The sequence below is a fragment of the Pseudoalteromonas sp. H105 genome (assembly GCF_001469215.1).
Taxonomy (GTDB): domain Bacteria; phylum Pseudomonadota; class Gammaproteobacteria; order Enterobacterales; family Alteromonadaceae; genus Pseudoalteromonas.
In genome coordinates, this window is record NZ_LOFH01000002.1 from 30,388 (window position 1) to 46,199 (window position 15,812).

At 39.6% G+C, this 15,812-nt stretch carries 13 protein-coding genes and 1 pseudogene; 6 read left to right on the forward strand and 8 right to left on the reverse strand.

Annotation, left to right across the window (positions count from 1 at the left end; translation table 11 throughout):
• Positions 1–39: 39 nt before the first annotated feature.
• Complete coding sequence (locus tag ATS75_RS03785; RefSeq protein WP_058559109.1) at positions 40–222, reverse strand: hypothetical protein; 183 nt, start codon at positions 220–222, stop codon at positions 40–42.
• Between the two features lie 264 nt (positions 223–486).
• Here ATS75_RS03785 and ATS75_RS03790 point away from each other — a divergent pair, with 264 nt between their 5' ends.
• Entirely contained in the window at positions 487–1,227 is a 741-nt protein-coding gene (locus ATS75_RS03790; RefSeq protein ID WP_058559110.1) for a peptidylprolyl isomerase, read from the forward strand.
• Between the two features lie 50 nt (positions 1,228–1,277).
• On the opposite strand, the gene ATS75_RS03795 is transcribed toward ATS75_RS03790, so the two are convergent.
• Positions 1,278–1,697, reverse strand: coding sequence for an MAPEG family protein (locus tag ATS75_RS03795; protein ID WP_058559111.1), 420 nt, complete (start codon positions 1,695–1,697; stop codon positions 1,278–1,280).
• A 171-nt stretch (positions 1,698–1,868) separates the two neighbouring features.
• On the opposite strand from ATS75_RS03795, the gene ATS75_RS03800 reads away from it, so the two are divergent.
• Positions 1,869–4,751: an insulinase family protein gene (locus tag ATS75_RS03800; RefSeq protein WP_058559112.1), complete on the forward strand. Its 2,883-nt coding sequence runs from the start codon at positions 1,869–1,871 to the stop codon at positions 4,749–4,751.
• 95 nt (positions 4,752–4,846) lie between these two features.
• Here ATS75_RS03800 and ATS75_RS20710 read toward each other — a convergent pair whose 3' ends face one another.
• Complete coding sequence (locus ATS75_RS20710) at positions 4,847–4,981, reverse strand: hypothetical protein (protein ID WP_268801555.1); 135 nt, start codon at positions 4,979–4,981, stop codon at positions 4,847–4,849.
• 261 nt (positions 4,982–5,242) lie between these two features.
• Entirely contained in the window at positions 5,243–6,124 is an 882-nt protein-coding gene (locus ATS75_RS03805; RefSeq protein ID WP_058559113.1) for a transporter substrate-binding domain-containing protein, read from the reverse strand.
• A gap of 189 nt (positions 6,125–6,313) precedes the next feature.
• Here ATS75_RS03805 and ATS75_RS03810 point away from each other — a divergent pair, with 189 nt between their 5' ends.
• Entirely contained in the window at positions 6,314–6,910 is a 597-nt protein-coding gene (locus tag ATS75_RS03810; protein WP_058559114.1) for a lysophospholipid acyltransferase family protein, read from the forward strand.
• A gap of 154 nt (positions 6,911–7,064) precedes the next feature.
• On the opposite strand, the gene ATS75_RS03815 is transcribed toward ATS75_RS03810, so the two are convergent.
• Positions 7,065–9,257 carry an OsmC domain/YcaO domain-containing protein gene (locus tag ATS75_RS03815; protein WP_058559115.1) on the reverse strand — a complete coding sequence of 731 codons (2,193 nt, stop codon included), beginning with the start codon at positions 9,255–9,257 and terminating at the stop codon, positions 7,065–7,067.
• Positions 9,258–9,651: 394 nt separating this feature from the next.
• Between ATS75_RS03815 and ATS75_RS03820 the strand changes: the two genes are divergently transcribed.
• Complete coding sequence (locus tag ATS75_RS03820) at positions 9,652–10,731, forward strand: porin (protein WP_082665390.1); 1,080 nt, start codon at positions 9,652–9,654, stop codon at positions 10,729–10,731.
• A gap of 10 nt (positions 10,732–10,741) precedes the next feature.
• Entirely contained in the window at positions 10,742–11,158 is a 417-nt protein-coding gene (locus ATS75_RS03825) for a hypothetical protein (protein WP_058559116.1), read from the forward strand.
• Between the two features lie 443 nt (positions 11,159–11,601).
• Here the strand turns inward: ATS75_RS03825 and ATS75_RS20815 are convergent, their stop codons facing one another.
• The 3 genes and pseudogenes from ATS75_RS20815 to ATS75_RS03835 all read right to left on the reverse strand — a co-directional run bounded on the left by ATS75_RS20815 (position 11,602) and on the right by ATS75_RS03835 (position 13,822).
• Positions 11,602–11,970 (reverse strand): CZB domain-containing protein, encoded by a 369-nt coding sequence (locus ATS75_RS20815; protein ID WP_414858274.1) that lies wholly within the window; start codon positions 11,968–11,970, stop codon positions 11,602–11,604.
• A 33-nt stretch (positions 11,971–12,003) separates the two neighbouring features.
• A pseudogene (locus tag ATS75_RS20820) lies at positions 12,004–12,687 on the reverse strand (methyl-accepting chemotaxis protein); the annotation flags it as partial.
• 214 nt (positions 12,688–12,901) lie between these two features.
• On the reverse strand, positions 12,902–13,822 hold the full coding sequence (locus ATS75_RS03835) for an AraC family transcriptional regulator (RefSeq protein WP_058559118.1): 921 nt from the start codon (positions 13,820–13,822) through the stop codon (positions 12,902–12,904).
• Between the two features lie 175 nt (positions 13,823–13,997).
• Between ATS75_RS03835 and ATS75_RS03840 the strand changes: the two genes are divergently transcribed.
• Positions 13,998–15,518 (forward strand): aldehyde dehydrogenase family protein, encoded by a 1,521-nt coding sequence (locus ATS75_RS03840; protein WP_058559119.1) that lies wholly within the window; start codon positions 13,998–14,000, stop codon positions 15,516–15,518.
• The last annotated feature ends 294 nt before the right edge of the window (positions 15,519–15,812 follow it).

Sequence of the window (15,812 nt, forward strand, 5' to 3'; positions counted from 1 at the left end):
CTAAATTTATGACTAAATAACGTATGCAACGCTACTTTTTTAGTTTTCAGCCTCTAATTGTCCCGTGGCTGCTAACTGTCTGCGGTTTAGTTCTTGTTCAGCGAGCGCTGATTTTTCATGATTATTGCCCACCATCCAATTTAAAAAGCTAGCCGGGAGCTTTGTATACGATTGACCTTGATGTAATCCAAAGTCACAAATAGGCTCATTGCTTTGTGCCATGACGGTTTATCCTGTTGTGTATTTTTTGTTGTCGCGGTCATCGTAACAAATAAAAACGATAAAATTGAGATCATTTAGTTTTAAGCAGCATTTTTCTATAACGTCAACGAATAAAGAACAGGGTGTAATTAAATGTAACGAGTATGTAATCGCTGCGGTGTGTTTTGTATTATTCGTGGTTTATTGCTCGTAATTGGCGAGGTGTTTGTATACTATTTTCATTAAATTTACATTAGAACAACACCCTAACTGGAAATAATAACAATGAAAAAGATGATATTAGCTGGGCTTTTAGCGGTAACAACATTTGCTAGCAGCGCGACTGTTGTTGAAATGCAAACCTCTCAAGGCACGATCACGATTAACTTATTTGACAAACGTACACCAAAAACAGTTGAAAACTTTTTGAATTATGTAAGTAACGATGCGTATAACAATACGGTTATTCATCGTTCAGTTAATAACTTTGTGATTCAAGGTGGCGGGTTTACTTATGACGATGAGTTTAAAGCTATAGAAACAGCTGAGGCAGTCACCAATGAACCTGTTTTATCAAATGTAAAAGGCACTATCGCTATGGCAAAGTTGGGCAGTGACGCAAACAGTGCCACCAGCCAATGGTTTTTTAATTTAAAAGACAACAGCGAAAATTTAGATAATCAAAATGGTGGTTTTACTGTATTTGGCCAAATTACGGCAGATAGCTATGATGTAATTGATGCAATTCGTGAACTAACACATTGCGGTGAAATACCTGTTGTTGGCATCACTACTGAGCAGTGTGCAGATCCTGATACTGTTATTACTTCTGCTAATTTGGTATCGATTAACAATGTTGTTGTTTTGGATGATGATCCAAACTCGTCAATTAATTTGTCACCTAAAGAAAGTACCAATGGTGATGGTTCAAATGTGAACCCTGATAAAAGTAGTTCTGGTGGCGCTATTGGCTGGTTTGTACTGCCATTGGCGTTATTAGGTTTTAAACGCCGCCGTACTGCTTAAGTATGTTAAAAGTGCTATCAACTGTTTGATAGCACTTTTAATACGTTTACTTAAACGCCAAATATGCGCAAGATGATGAGTACCCATAAGGCCAAAATTAATAAGCAACCCGTTAAAAAACTGTAATAACGAGGTTTTACTTTATTTGAGCCGATATGAATCAGCGTGTGAACTATTCTTGATACTACAAAGCCCCATGCAACTGCCGTGAATAGTGTGCCTACTGCGCTCATTTGCATTGCTGCTAAGCAGGCAACAAAGAAAAACATCGGCATTTCAAACTGATTTATAAAATTCCTATCAGCAACCCTTACTTTGTCACCAGCGTGTTCGAGCTTCATAGTGGCAAAATCTGACATTGAGATTGTTCGGTTTTTTGCAGCGGTGAAACGGCGACGCCCCATGATAATCATGACGCTAAAAGTGAGTAAGATTTGTGCAAACATCGCCAATAACAAATACTTATCCATTGTGTGTCCCTTTTATTATTTACTTTACTGAGTGTTTTAAAACTTACCCAGACTACCAGTTTGTTTTTACAATTTACAATGTGTTACAAAGTAAATAGGAAAATGATTGCATGCATTTTGATATTTACCGATCATTCAAACAATCAATAAAGTGATGGATTAGCTCTTACTATGAAAAAGATTATCACCCTAAGTGCAATAGCGCTTGCTGTTTTATCAGGTTGCGGTACAACGACAACACCACCCGCTCAACAAAATACGGCATTATTATCAGATACCTTAGTAATAAGCCCAAATGACAATCGCGAATACAAAACACTTAAATTAGCGAATGAGATTGAAGTAATTTTAGTGTCTGATCCTAGCGCAGAAAAGTCAGCAGCGGCGCTGAGTGTAGGGGTTGGCTTACTGCACGACCCAATGACCCAGCAAGGTATGGCACATTATTTAGAACATATGTTGTTCTTAGGCACTGAGCGCTACCCAGACACGAAAGGGTATTCTGATTTCATGACTAAAAATGGTGGCGCGCATAACGCGTATACGTGGCTTGATATCACTAATTACATGTTTAAAGTAAATAATGATGCTTACGATGAAGCCCTTGACCGTTTTGCTGACTTCTTTAAATCACCAAAACTATACCCAGAATACACAGATAAAGAAAAAAACGCCGTGAATGCTGAGTGGTCAATGCGCCGCGAAATGGACTTCTTTGGCCAATTTAAACTTGCACGTAAAATGATGGGTGATCACCCAGCTAACCGCTTTTTAATCGGTAACCTTGAAACGCTCGGTGATAAAGAAGGCAGTTCTCTGCACAAAGAAACCGTTGATTTTTACAACACATATTATTCTTCAAATATTATGAAAGTGGCCATGATCTCAAACTTACCGTTGAGTGAAATGGAAGCAAAAGCGCAAAAGTACTTTGCTGATATTGAAGATAAGAAAATCGAAAAGCCAACAGTCACTACTAAGCTCGACTTTGATAATGTTGGTGGTAAACGTGTGCATTATGCACCAAACGAAGACGTAAAGCAGCTTCAGCTTGATTTTACTATTACCGATAACAGCGATGAGTTTGCGGTTAAACCAAACCGTTTTGTATCGTATTTATTAAGTAATGAAATGCAAGGTAGCCCTGCACAAATATTGCGTGATAAAGGCTGGGTATCACAATTATCGGCCAATACATCGCCAACACATTATGGTAACTACGGCACCTTAACGGTTGATATTCAGCTAACAGATGAAGGCATGAAAAACCGCGAAACAATCGTGGCGACGATTATGCAATACATCGACCTTATCAAAAAAGAAGGGGTTGATAGCAAATACTTTAATGAAATTCGTACATCATTAAATAACCAGTTTCAGTTCTTGGAAAAAGGCGATGAGTTTGGTTATGTCAGTAACTTAGCTGGTAGTATGCAAGCGTACCCAATTAATCATGCTATTAACGCGCCATACCATTATGCGAAGTTTGATGCTGCTGCTATCAATAATGTGCTTAAGCAATTAAATGCAGACACACTGCGAGTTTGGTATACCTCTAAGCAAGAAGAAACCGATTCAAAATTACATTTTTACGATGGTAAATATCGCATTGAAGACATTAGCGATGAAGAAATTGCCAGCTGGGATAAGCCAAGTGATTTTTCACTTGCACTGCCAACGGTAAACCGTTTATTACCAGAAAGCTTTGCTATTAAAACAGCCCAGTTTGATGAGCAAAAGAACCCAGAATTGGTCTATGACAAGCAAGGCGTAAAAGTATGGCGCCAAGCAAGTCAAAATTTTGCGGAGCAGCCTAAAGGTTTAGTTGAAATATACGTTAATACACCGGATGCGCTGGATGATATAAAAGCCAAAGTATTGTATTCAGTGTGGGCAGATTTATACAACTTACAACAGAGTAAACTCAGCACAGAAGCGGCTGTTGCCGGTATGAGTGTGAGCCTTCAATCAAGTAATGGCTTAATTTTGTCATTGAGTGGTTTTACGGATAAGCAAGATGTTTTGCTGGCACAAGCGCTTGAATCAATTAATGTGCAAACGACTGAGCAAGGTTTAGCCCAAGCACTTGACCGCTATCAGCGTGATTTACTTAATAAACAAAAGCAATTCCCTTTTTATCAAGCGTTTGACGAGTATTCAAACCTGATTAGAACGGGTAGCTTCGATACGGATGCGTTAATAGACACAGCTCAAGCCATCACACTGGCTGATTTTGAACAAGTGAAACAACGTACATTTAGCAATAACGAACTGCGAGTCTTTACGTTTGGTAACTACAATCAGCAAGACGTTGAAGCCATTGCAAAAGAACTAACCGATGTTTTACCTAAAAACCACCAATCTACAGCTTTTGCGCGTAGTAAAGCATGGTTACCACAAGTAGGTGAAACTATCGTATTGCAAAAAGACATTGATGTTGCGGATGTTGCGATTATCGATATGACCGTTCACCCAGTAGCAGGGTATAAGCAAAAAGCGCAAGCACAAGTATTGCGTGATCACTTTAGAACCATCGCGTTTGATAAAATGCGTACCGAAGAGCAACTTGCTTATGCCGTAGGCGCACTGGCTCGACCAATTGAAGATTACTCTGCAATTGGCCTGTTTATACAAACACCAGTGAAAGGCCCGAAAGAAATGCAAGCGCGCTTTGATGAGTTTAAAAAGCAATACGCTGTGGAGCTTGAGAATATGAGTGAAGAAACATTCGCTCAGCTTAAAAATGCCACGCTTGTATCACTTAAAGAGCAACCTAAAAACTTAAGTGATGAAATGGGCCCGTTGATTGGCGATTGGTACCGTGAAAACTTTGATTTTGACTCAAAAGCAAAGCTAATCACAGAAGTCGAAAAAGTAACGCTGGCGGATATTAAAGACTACTACAAGCAAACAATGCTAAACCCACACGCTGCGCGAATGAATGTGCAACTTCGTGGTAGCAAATTTGCGGATAAGCCATTTGCTGATTTACCAGAGCAAATAAAAGTCACAGACTTACAAGCACACTTTAATGGTATTAAATTACAAAAGTGATTTGGCGAGAAGGTAAAAGCTTCTGATTAACAGAGGCATAAAATGAATAAAAGCCTGAGCAAAACTGCTCAGGCTTTTTTATATACCAGATGAGACTAAGTGACAATCAAAGTTGAAATGACAGGCAGGTCATTATTACAACGCTTAGCTGCAAGCGTTTCACCTTGCTCATTAATGATAGCGATAACACTGTTATTTGAATGAAAGTCAATTTGGCCATATAGTTTCAAACTAAGCACCACGAGATGCGGTTTATGTTTTGGTCAACACAACTGTATAGAAAAACGCGAGGGGCTTGCCATATGATTACCAAGTACTCCTTATTGCTTTTATGTATTTAGGTGAATAATAGAAATGATGCGATCAAGATGAGGAGATATGTGTTGAATTAAAAGCGGTGTAATTCAAAAAGGTGTGTAAGCGAGTATACGTTGCGCATTTACGTGTCTATTTCATGGCAGGGTAACTTACTTGTTGACGTTATTTATACATCATTGACACGGCGTAGCTGCATTGTCAGAGCACTGTAAAACGTTGCGATAGTCTTGTTTGAAATGAGTTTTATCAGCCTCACTAAGATATCGTATATGAGCTTGATATAAACGTTCATCATTGTAAAGCTGTTTTAAAACGTGATTAACTTTAGCAATAAACGTGGTTGTTATATCGGATTGTTTACATGCAATATGGCCTAAAATATAAGTAGGATTACCAGCAATCGCCACTGAACGAAGCTGTTCATTTTGCACCTTTTGACGAGTCTGCTCAAAAAAAGTAGCCGGGAACATCAAGGCATATTCCGAACGATGCCGCTCGAGCATGGCCACCAACGCGGCGTAATAATCGCCGCCTGAGCGATATTGTGTATTATTTTTATTAAGCAATGCTAATTGCGAGTCTAGATAGTCTCCATACGATTTATCTTTTACTAATAACAGCTTGTGATCTGATTTTGCCGTGAACAGTGTTTGTAGTGACAATAATTTCCCTTGTTCATTGAGTTGCTTAGCATTAATCTTCACCCAAGAAGCATCGTAATACAGACGATGATTAGGAAACATGTGTATGGGCAAACTAAATAGATAGTGTGCTTGTCGTTCTGGGGTTTTGACTCGGTTTACTACACATGCATTTGTATGGCGATTTAATAATGGTTCAATCCGCGAAATGGGCGCACTTTGCACGTCAAAATCGAACTCATCCGTTAACTGATTAAGCACTAAATTAAGCGTGTCGGTTGCTAATGAAACTGGCTGTAAACTCAATAGTTGCTGGCGGTCATTTTCATCATCACTCAGTAATAAAACACGCTGTTTTGCACTGACACTGAGATGAAAAAAAATTAAACTAATTGCCAATAAAAGGTATTTCAAAAGGACACTCTGTACTGCATTTTCGCTAAGTATATAAAATAATATGTCGTTCGTCTTGTAACGAAAAAGGAACATTCAGCATGCAGCGTAAAAAAGTAGCATGCAGCCCGTGTCATCAAGTTATGTGAAGTCGTATCTTGCTATGATAATCTTGATCGTAAATGTTGATCACTTCCACCAGGAAAATCTATGCATATCAACCGCGATAACCTCCCTAAAGCGTTACCCCGAACCAACAGCCGACTTGGACGATGGGTTGGACATATAATACTTAAGCTCAGTGGTTGGCAAGTTATTGGGCAATTTCCCGCACAAGGGAAGTTTGTGGCGGCGGTTGCTCCTCATACCTCAAACTGGGATTTTATTATTGCCCTTGGGGTTAAACTCAGCCTTGATATCAAAATTCAATTTCTAGGAAAACACACACTGTTTGTCGGCCCATTAGGCTGGTTACTGAAAAAGCTAGGAGGGATTGCGGTTGATCGCACGTCTGCTCATGGCATTGTTGCTCAAGTCAGTGACACATTCAAACAGCACGAGACGCTGATAGTTGGTATTGCTCCAGAGGGAACTCGCAAAAAATCGGCTAGCTGGAAAAGTGGTTTTTTGTATATCGCCAATCAAAGTCATGTGCCTGTTGTTCCGATGGCGCTCGATTACTCGCGTAAGTTGTTTGTTATTATGCCTTGTGAAACCACCTCTGATGACATTCCACGGGAACTAAACAGAATGAAACAACTTTTTCCAACACACTTTGCTAAATACCCTGCCAATGTGTCTGATTAGCCCCTTACTTTACCCCTGAGTCACAAGTCCTAAGCTAATCAGGCAAGCACTACCTGGCTGACTTAAGCATTAGAACGGAGGTATGGTTTGTTTTTTATGCTATAAAAAAGCACCTGCGATTGCTAGGTGCTTAAATTTGATGTGTGTCTTACATTCAGTATAGTAGCTTATTAGCTCTTGCCGCGCGTGCCGCGTGGAGTTTTTTATAGCTGTCGATTAAACGCTGATGACGCTCAAGCCCTTCAAGTTGCATGTTGGTTGGCGTTAAGCCATAGAACAACACATCACCATTGATAGACCCTACCACGGCATCCATTACTTCCTGCCCAAACATGCGGGTAAAGCTGTGAATATAGTCTTCAATTTCTAACTCTTCACTCAGGGCAACTTCGAGTGTCGAGTGCATTGCTTGGTAAAATAAGCCGCGTTCAACGGTGTTATCGTTAAACTGTAAGAAGGTTTCAACCAGTTCCATCGTCGCTTCTAAATCACCCAGTGCTAAGTAAATGAGCAATTTAAGCTCAAGAATTGTTAGCTGGCCCCATACTGTGTTTTCATCAAATTCAACACCAATTAGAGTGATAATATCTGTGTAGTTATCAAGCTGACTTTCTTCGAGTCGCTCTACTAAATCAGCGAGTTGATCTTCATCTAAGCTGTGCAGATTTAAAATGTCTTTACGGTATTTAAGGGCTTTGTTGGTGTTATCCCATATTAAGTCTTCTACCGGGTAAACTTCAGAGTAATCCGGTACTAAAATACGACATGCAGTCCCTAAGTCTGAAAACTCAGCGATATAGGCTTCTTTGCCTAAGTCTTTTAAAATGCCAAATAAGCTCGCCGTTTCTTCTTCGTTAGTGCCTGAAAAATCCCACTCAACAAAATCATAATCATGCTTGGCACTGAAAAAGCGCCATGATATTTTGCCTGTAGAATCAATAAAGTGCTCAACAAAGTTTTCAGGCTCTGACACGGCCATACTGTTAAATGTAGGTTTTGGTACGTCATTCAAGCCTTCAAAGCTGCGACCTTGTAACAGCTCTGTTAAGCTGCGCTCTAGGGCGACTTCAAAGCTTGGGTGTGCACCAAATGAGGCAAATACACCACCGGTTTTCGGGTTCATTAATGTTACGCACATGACAGGAAATTGACCGCCAAGAGAGGCATCTTTTACGACAACCGGAAAGCCTTGCTCTTCCAAGCCTTTAATACCAGCCACAATCCCCGGGAACTTAGCAAGTACCGCTTCTGGTACATCAGGTAATACAAGTTCTTGTTCGATAATTTGGCGTTTAACCGCACGCTCAAAAATCTCTGATAAGCACTGTACTTTCGCTTCGGCAAAGTTGTTACCGGCGCTCATACCGTTACTTAAAAATAAGTTTTCAATTAAATTTGATGGGAAATACACTGTTTTACCATCAGACTGGCGAACATACGGAATAGAGCAAATACCGCGCTCAACATTGCCTGAGTTTGTATCGATTAAGTGCGAGCCACAAAGTTCATCTTCAGGGTTGTAAATGTTCAGTGTGTAGTCGTCTAAAATACCTGCAGGTAGAGAGTCATCATCAGTGAGCTGGAACCATTTTTCGTTCGGGTAGTGCACAAACTCACTGTTGGCAATTTCTTCACCAAGAAACTGATCATTATAGAAAAAATTACAGTTTAAACGCTCAATAAACTCACCAAGAGCAGAGCATAATGCACTTTCTTTGGTGGCGCCTTTACCGTTGGTAAAACACATAGGTGAGGCGGCATCACGAATATGTAACGACCACACGTTTGGTACAATATTTCGCCATGATGAAATTTCAATTTTCATGCCTAATTCGGCTAAAATCGCGGTCATATCGGCAATGGTTTGCTCGAGCGGTAAGTCTTTTCCGAGAATAAAGGTGTTTTCGCTGCCTTCAGGTTTTGCCATTAACATGGCTTGTGCGTCGTTATCGAGGCTGTCTACCGCGTCAATCTTAAACTCAGGCTTGGTTTGAATAACACGCTTTACTGTGCAGCGGTCAACTGAGCGTAAAATACCGGTACGGTCTTTTTCTGAAATGCTTTCAGGCAGCTCAACTTGAATTTGGAATATTTGGTTGTAGCGATCTTCCGGATCAACAATGTTGTTTTGCGCAACACGTATGCCGTCGGTCGATATATCACGCGCGTTGCAATACACTTTTATAAAATACGCAGCACATAAAGCTGAAGAAGCGAGGAAGTAGTCAAAAGGGCTCGGCGCTGAGCCATCGCCTTTGTAACGGATTGGTTGATCCGCAATGACTGAGAAATCGTCAAACTTAGCTTCTAATCTAAGGTTATCGAGAAAATTAACTTTAATTTCCATTGAGTTGGTCCACCTTCATGCGCACGTTGTTTAGTTGGCTTTAAGTTTTGAGCCATACTAAATCAGTGTATTTTCATTAATGTGTAATTATCCGCTTTTTCGGCCCTTACATACAAGTAATAGTCTCGGGTTAACCAAAATAAATACACGTAATGACAATGTGTGTGAGACGTTAATGTTGAAAAAAGCTTTAAAGCTTAAATACGGATACATGGAGTCTGTTAGCGTTAAATTAAGAGGGGCGCTTTTGCAAAATAGTCGCTTTTTATTGCGGTATGCACGGGCTATTCATGCTTATTTCTAAATAATCTGTTGGATTAACAAGCAAAAAATTCATGTTGGTCTAGTTTTAATAGTGCATATTGCAAAATACTAATAGCATAAGGTAACGCAAATGATGAAAAAGCTGTATTGGTTATTAACTGTAAATTGTTTATTGTTTACGGGGGCTTCTTACGGCGAGATTAATTTCTCAGGGTTTACCAGTATTAATGCTGGTAAAGTTTTATCCGGAAGTGGTGTCCCGCAATACGATATACCTCCTACCTTTTTAGCTGATTACCCAATTGTTTCAGCTTATGACGAAGATGTTTCATTCAAACCTGAGAGCTTATTTGGGCTACAGATCAGTGCAGACTTAGCCGATGGTTTGTCTATGACTGGGCAAATAGTAGCACGGGGTGCTGATGATTTTAATGCATCCATTGAATGGGCCTATTTATCCTACGATCTTAATGATAACTGGACAATTCAAGCGGGTAAAAAACGTTTACCACTGTTTTATTATTCTGATTTCTATGACGTAGGTTATGCCTATGTATGGATGCGTCCACCGGCAGATAACTACACTTGGCAAATCTTTAATTACAATGGTGTGAACGCCCTATACAGCGGAGAAATTGGGGATTGGTCTGTAATGGGTAATCTTTATTACGGGGAAGAAGACGATAAAGATAATAAATTGCTCAGTGAGTTTTTCTTCAAAGAACCCACACGTGAAATTTGGCGTGATATGTTGGGCGGTGTTTTACAGTTAAACAAAGATTGGTTTGAAGTACGACTCACTCACATGACATACAAAAACGAACGCTATCGTAGTGGCGAACGGGTGCTATTTGACGGAGAAACGAGCCGCACAGGTAAGTTTTATGGTGTTGCAGTTAACTTAGACTTTGACAACATATTTGTATTAACAGAGTTAAACCGCTTAGATTTAAATGGCAATCTTGACACTTCAATGATTACGTTAGGTTATCGATTTGATGCCTTAACGCCTTATGTTTCTTACTCTCAATTTAAAGAGGATTCTCAAGATGGTGAGCAACACAATACGACGTCAGTCGGGATGCGTTGGGATTTTCATTCATCGGCTGCGTTTAAAGTGCAATTTGATAAAGTGAATGATGAATCATTTGATCTCGCTGTAGCGGGTGATAGTGAATCAATCACGCTTGGCATTGATTTGGTATTTTAAGGAATACGTTATGATAGTGTTTAAAAAAATATTCTTACCACTTTTATTCCTGAGTTGTTATTCAGTAAGTGCAGAAGTTGTTGTTATTGTTCACCCATCTAACAGTAGTAGTTTTGATCAATCAGAAATAGCTAAGTTTTTTTTAGGTAAAGCGAAATCGTTTTCTGATGGAAATCAAGCCGTCCCTATTAACCAAGAAGATAGCTCCTCAGCCCGCAAAGAATTTGATAGCAACGTGTTATCTAAATCAGGAAGCCAGCTGAAAGCGTATTGGTCAAAGCTTATTTTTACGGGTAAAGGTTCACCGCCAAAAGAAGTTTCTAATGATTCTGATGTGATTGATTTAATCAGTAAAAACCCAAGTATGATTGGTTACGTTGATGCAGCATCACTCAACGATACTGTTAAGTCGGTGGGTAAGTTCTGATCATATATGTGAGTGTAAAAATCGATTACGGTTAAACTGTAATCGATTTTTTTGTCTTTATTTTCAAATTAAAACTAAAAACTGATTCACGCCTAAATGATACCAATTCGCTTAATTAAGTGCTCTATTTTGAGGATGGAAAAACGTGTTGATAGCTAGGCAAAAAATTTGCTATTTATTTGTTCTAAATGAGAATTTTATAACGCCGGTAGCGACACGTTTAGCCCCGAAAATGATTAAGTAATATTGCGGGTTGGTATAACAGCGATGAGAGTGAAAGCTTATTGAGTCAGAGGAGGCGCATAGGTCGATCGCGCTATGATACTATTTATGACTAAAAAATTGTTTGGCATGCAATTAATAATGCCATTCAAGAACATGTGAGAGTGTGAGGGGAGTCTGAACTCGGCATACTCAATCCGAGCTCAGTGATCAGTTGTGGGTTATTGGTTTGCTAAATCATCAAGTAGATTCATAACACGCTGACTGGCAGCTTCCATCAGGTTAATATGCTTGATGGCATTTGCTTTTTCACCACTGTGAATCAACACAAGTGCTTCAACACCGTTACGGTGAACTTCTTTATGTGGCTCTTCAAGCTGCTTAAAAACATTCATTTGTTTGAAAGTCTGTGCCTGCTCAGAGTTGTACCACTTGCCTAAACGGCACATAGTATGATCGCTAAAATCGTCAATTGATTTGTTTAAGCTACCATTTGCTACTGCATATACCTCACCCTTCCACACAATATGATCAAGCTTAACAGTTTGAACAAAAGAACGTATAGCAGCTGTGGCAATTGTGTTTTTCATACTTGTGCAGTGGTTAATAATGGTGCCGTAGTCACTATTTAATGAACCAAAATTAGTTGTAAGTTGAGCGTTGTTATCCTGAATATTTGATACTGAGTCTACCGTTTCACCTGTTTTACTGATAATGCCTTTTACCAGTTCAGAGACTTCTTGGGCAGACTTATTGGTATTGGTGGCCAGGGTTCTTACTTCGTCAGCAACTACACTGAAGCCTCTTCCTGCTTCACCTGCGCGAGCGGCCTCAATAGCCGCATTAAGTGCTAACAGGTTAGTTTGATCTGAAATTTTAGAAATGGTGATAACGAAATTGTTTATACTGTCAGCCATATTTGAAAGGCCAGAAATATTTTCAGTCATGCTCCCCATTTTATTTGCCATCTGTTCCATTTCGTCAACGATATGGCCAAGTGATTTGCTCGAATTTTCGAGTAAGTCACTAATTTGATAACTGACTTTACTTTCTTCATCAATGGTCAAGTAAGACTCTAAAACGGTTTGTCTTATGCCTTCAATTTGATTTATACAATGGATGCTGCTGTTAAGCAGATTTTCGTTAAAGAGTTGTTCTTCATTCGATGATTGTTGGTTAAGCTGATCCTGCAGTTGTTCATTTTCAATAGCCAGTGCTTGGTTTTCTGATTTTAATAGTTCAATTTCTTTTAACAAAGCATCACATTGACTTTGTGCTGCTAAAAAAGTTTTACTTGAAACAAACATGAAGACTTCCTGTAAGTTGGAATAAAAAGGTGATCATTACCGAAATCAGCGTAGACCTAACTTGAGTATATATATTCTTATACAATTTATTAACCTAAATTTATGATTTTAGTATTGTATATGCACTTTTTCCACAGTGTGCTCATTAAAATGTCAGTCAGCGTCGAGTTAAACGTTACTTTTAACCGTTTTAGGTTTATGTAATTTGTACTGACTACATACCTTTAATATGCATCATCACGCTTTTCGGTGTTTTTCCGTACGCCTGCTTGAACAACCGGCTAAAATGACTTGGGCTAGCAAAGCCTAACTCGTAACAAAGTTGACTTACAGGCTTACCGCACTTCAATTGCTCATATGCTTTTTTTAGTCTGAGTTGTTGTTGCCATTGAGCGGGGCTTTGACCAAAAGCTAATTTAAATTGCTGATAAAATTTACTGCGGCTCATGCATGCGATCTTACATAACGTATCAATATTAAGTGGAACGGTTAAGTTATGTTCAATATGCTCTAAAACGTGAGTGAGTCCACATTCCTTTCCGGCTCGTTGGCTATTATACAAGAGCAAATCACGGCTTTGTTGTTGTAATAAGCGGGTGATTAGCTCATTGATTGAGAGATCGATTAAATACTGCCTGTCTTGCTCATTCTCGCTAAATAAACCGACCATGCGTTCTAATAAATTTTGTGTGATCTGGTTATGCTCAGTATGCACAAGCTGCGGTGTGTAATGAAAAAAATCATCATGACAAATTTGCTGCTTAACGTTTAATGCATCAGCGACTTGGTTGATTTTATCTCGGCTAATTTCTATGGCCAAACAGGTCGTGGGTTGGTGTAAAGACGCTTCTGGAAAATCTATCAGCACGCCTTGTTCTGGTGCTAATACAAAAGATTGCTGTGGTAAAAACTCTTTGTGGTAATCACACTCGCCAACATGCATGATTTTTTTCCCGCTGATCATGCCACAAAATAATAACTCACTTGAGTGCAGTGCCACTTTTTGCGCATCTTGATAGGTATCGTAGATGCTTAAATGTGCACTGTCTGCTGCAAACGTTAGTTTGTTTTCAATAAGCACATCAATCTGCTGTCGTTGCTTTATGAGTTTTTCCGTTGCTAAGTAAGCTGCCATTTTTCTCCCTTTTAAAATCTGGACACACAGACACGTTTTTTGGACAGGTAAACAAGTTTGTATGCTGGTTATGCGTTAATGTCAACAATTGGTGGATAAACAATCAACAATCACCCCATAAATTGAGCCTTAAGGCCGGTATTGAAAACAACAACTTGAATAAAGGACACACACAATGATCTATGCAAACCCGGGTAGCGATGGCGCACTCATCAACTTTAAATCACACTATGGTAATTATATTGGCGGGCAATGGGTCGAGCCGGTAAACGGGCAGTACTTTGATAATATTAGCCCTGTAAATGGTAAGGTGTTTTGTAAAATCCCTCGTTCAGATAAAGCGGATATCGAGTTGGCACTCGATAAAGCGCATGAAGCACGCGCTGCTTGGGGTGTAACCTCCGTCACTGAGCGCAGCAATGTTTTGCTTAAAATTGCTGATCGCATTGAGCAAAATTTAGAGCTGTTGGCCGTTGCAGAAACATGGGATAACGGTAAGGCAATTCGCGAAACGTTAGCGGCAGATATTCCGCTTGCGGCTGATCATTTTCGTTATTTTGCCGGCTGTTTACGTGCCCAAGAAGGCTCTATCGGTGAAATAGATGAAACCACTGTTGCGTATCATTTTCACGAGCCACTGGGTGTCGTTGGGCAAATAATCCCTTGGAACTTCCCAATTTTAATGGCAGCATGGAAATTAGCCCCAGCGCTTGCTGCGGGTAACTGTGTTGTGCTTAAACCGGCAGAGCAAACCCCAGCCTCCATTTTAGTGTTAATGGAAATCATCGGTGATTTATTGCCCGCTGGTGTATTAAATGTTGTTAACGGCTTTGGTAAAGAAGCTGGTGAAGCACTCGCAACAAACACTCGTATCGCAAAAATTGCTTTTACTGGATCGACTCCTGTTGGCTCACATATTTTAAAATGCGCCGCAGATAACATTATTCCATCGACTGTTGAGCTGGGGGGCAAATCGCCCAATATTTTCTTTAATGATGTGATGGACAAAGACGATTCATTTTTAAGTAAAGCTATTGAAGGGGCGGTGCTTGCTTACTTTAATCAAGGTGAAGTGTGTACTTGCCCATCACGTTTGTTTATTCAAGAAGACATTTATGAACAGTTTATTGAGCGTATTTTAGAACGCACTTTACAAATCAAACGTGGCAACCCACTGGATAGTGAAACCATGGTAGGAGCGCAAGCGTCTCAAGCACAGTTTGATAAAATACTTAGTTACATTGAAATTGGTAAAAAAGAAGGGGCAGAAGTACTCACTGGCGGCAATATTGAACAGTTAAGTGAAGAGCTAAACGGCGGCTATTATATTCAGCCTACTTTACTTAAAGGCACGAACGATATGCGGGTATTCCAAGAAGAAATTTTTGGCCCGGTTATTTCTATGTCGACCTTTAAAGATGAGGCCGAAGCGTTGGAGCTGGCTAATAGCTCAGAGTTTGGTTTAGGCGCAGGTGTGTGGAGCCGTAATATGAACCGTGCTTATCACTTTGGCCGCAAAATAGAAGCGGGGCGTGTGTGGACGAATTGTTACCATATGTACCCAGCCCATGCCGCATTTGGTGGTTATAAAAAATCAGGTATTGGTCGCGAAACCCATAAACTCGCACTCGATCATTACCAACAAACCAAAAACTTATTGGTAAGCTATAGCGAAGATCCACTCGGCTTTTTTTAAACCCTAAAAACCCATAATAAATTAAGTAATGACAAGCGTTGTATTTTTGCAGCGCTTTTTTCGTTATTCAAAGCATTGGCTTTTCTATTTTGACCGTGAAATGATACCCCTTAATCACCTTGTTAAATTCAGTTAAATCTAACAACTAAACTTACGATTATCTCGCATCTCAATTTTATGTCACTGAGAAGTAACTAATTGAACTCAAATAGGAGCTTAGTTATGGTTCATATCAGAATAGAAATAAAATCATAGCGAGTTAATCGAGAAATTCGTTTTATATCATTTTGAAAA

Bases quoted from the DNA above. Each gene is read 5' to 3' on its own strand.
- ATS75_RS03785 (WP_058559109.1), bottom strand. From the start codon at position 222: ATGGCACAAAGCAATGAGCCTATTTGTGACTTTGGATTACATCAAGGT.
- ATS75_RS03790 (WP_058559110.1), top strand. From the start codon at position 487: ATGAAAAAGATGATATTAGCTGGGCTTTTAGCGGTAACAACATTTGCT.
- ATS75_RS03795 (WP_058559111.1), bottom strand. From the start codon at position 1,697: ATGGATAAGTATTTGTTATTGGCGATGTTTGCACAAATCTTACTCACT.
- ATS75_RS03800 (WP_058559112.1), top strand. From the start codon at position 1,869: ATGAAAAAGATTATCACCCTAAGTGCAATAGCGCTTGCTGTTTTATCA.
- ATS75_RS03810 (WP_058559114.1), top strand. From the start codon at position 6,314: ATGCATATCAACCGCGATAACCTCCCTAAAGCGTTACCCCGAACCAAC.
- ATS75_RS03815 (WP_058559115.1), bottom strand. From the start codon at position 9,257: ATGGAAATTAAAGTTAATTTTCTCGATAACCTTAGATTAGAAGCTAAG.
- ATS75_RS03820 (WP_082665390.1), top strand. From the start codon at position 9,652: ATGATGAAAAAGCTGTATTGGTTATTAACTGTAAATTGTTTATTGTTT.
- ATS75_RS03825 (WP_058559116.1), top strand. From the start codon at position 10,742: ATGATAGTGTTTAAAAAAATATTCTTACCACTTTTATTCCTGAGTTGT.
- ATS75_RS20815 (WP_414858274.1), bottom strand. From the start codon at position 11,970: ATGAAAAACACAATTGCCACAGCTGCTATACGTTCTTTTGTTCAAACT.
- ATS75_RS03835 (WP_058559118.1), bottom strand. From the start codon at position 13,822: ATGGCAGCTTACTTAGCAACGGAAAAACTCATAAAGCAACGACAGCAG.
- ATS75_RS03840 (WP_058559119.1), top strand. From the start codon at position 13,998: ATGATCTATGCAAACCCGGGTAGCGATGGCGCACTCATCAACTTTAAA.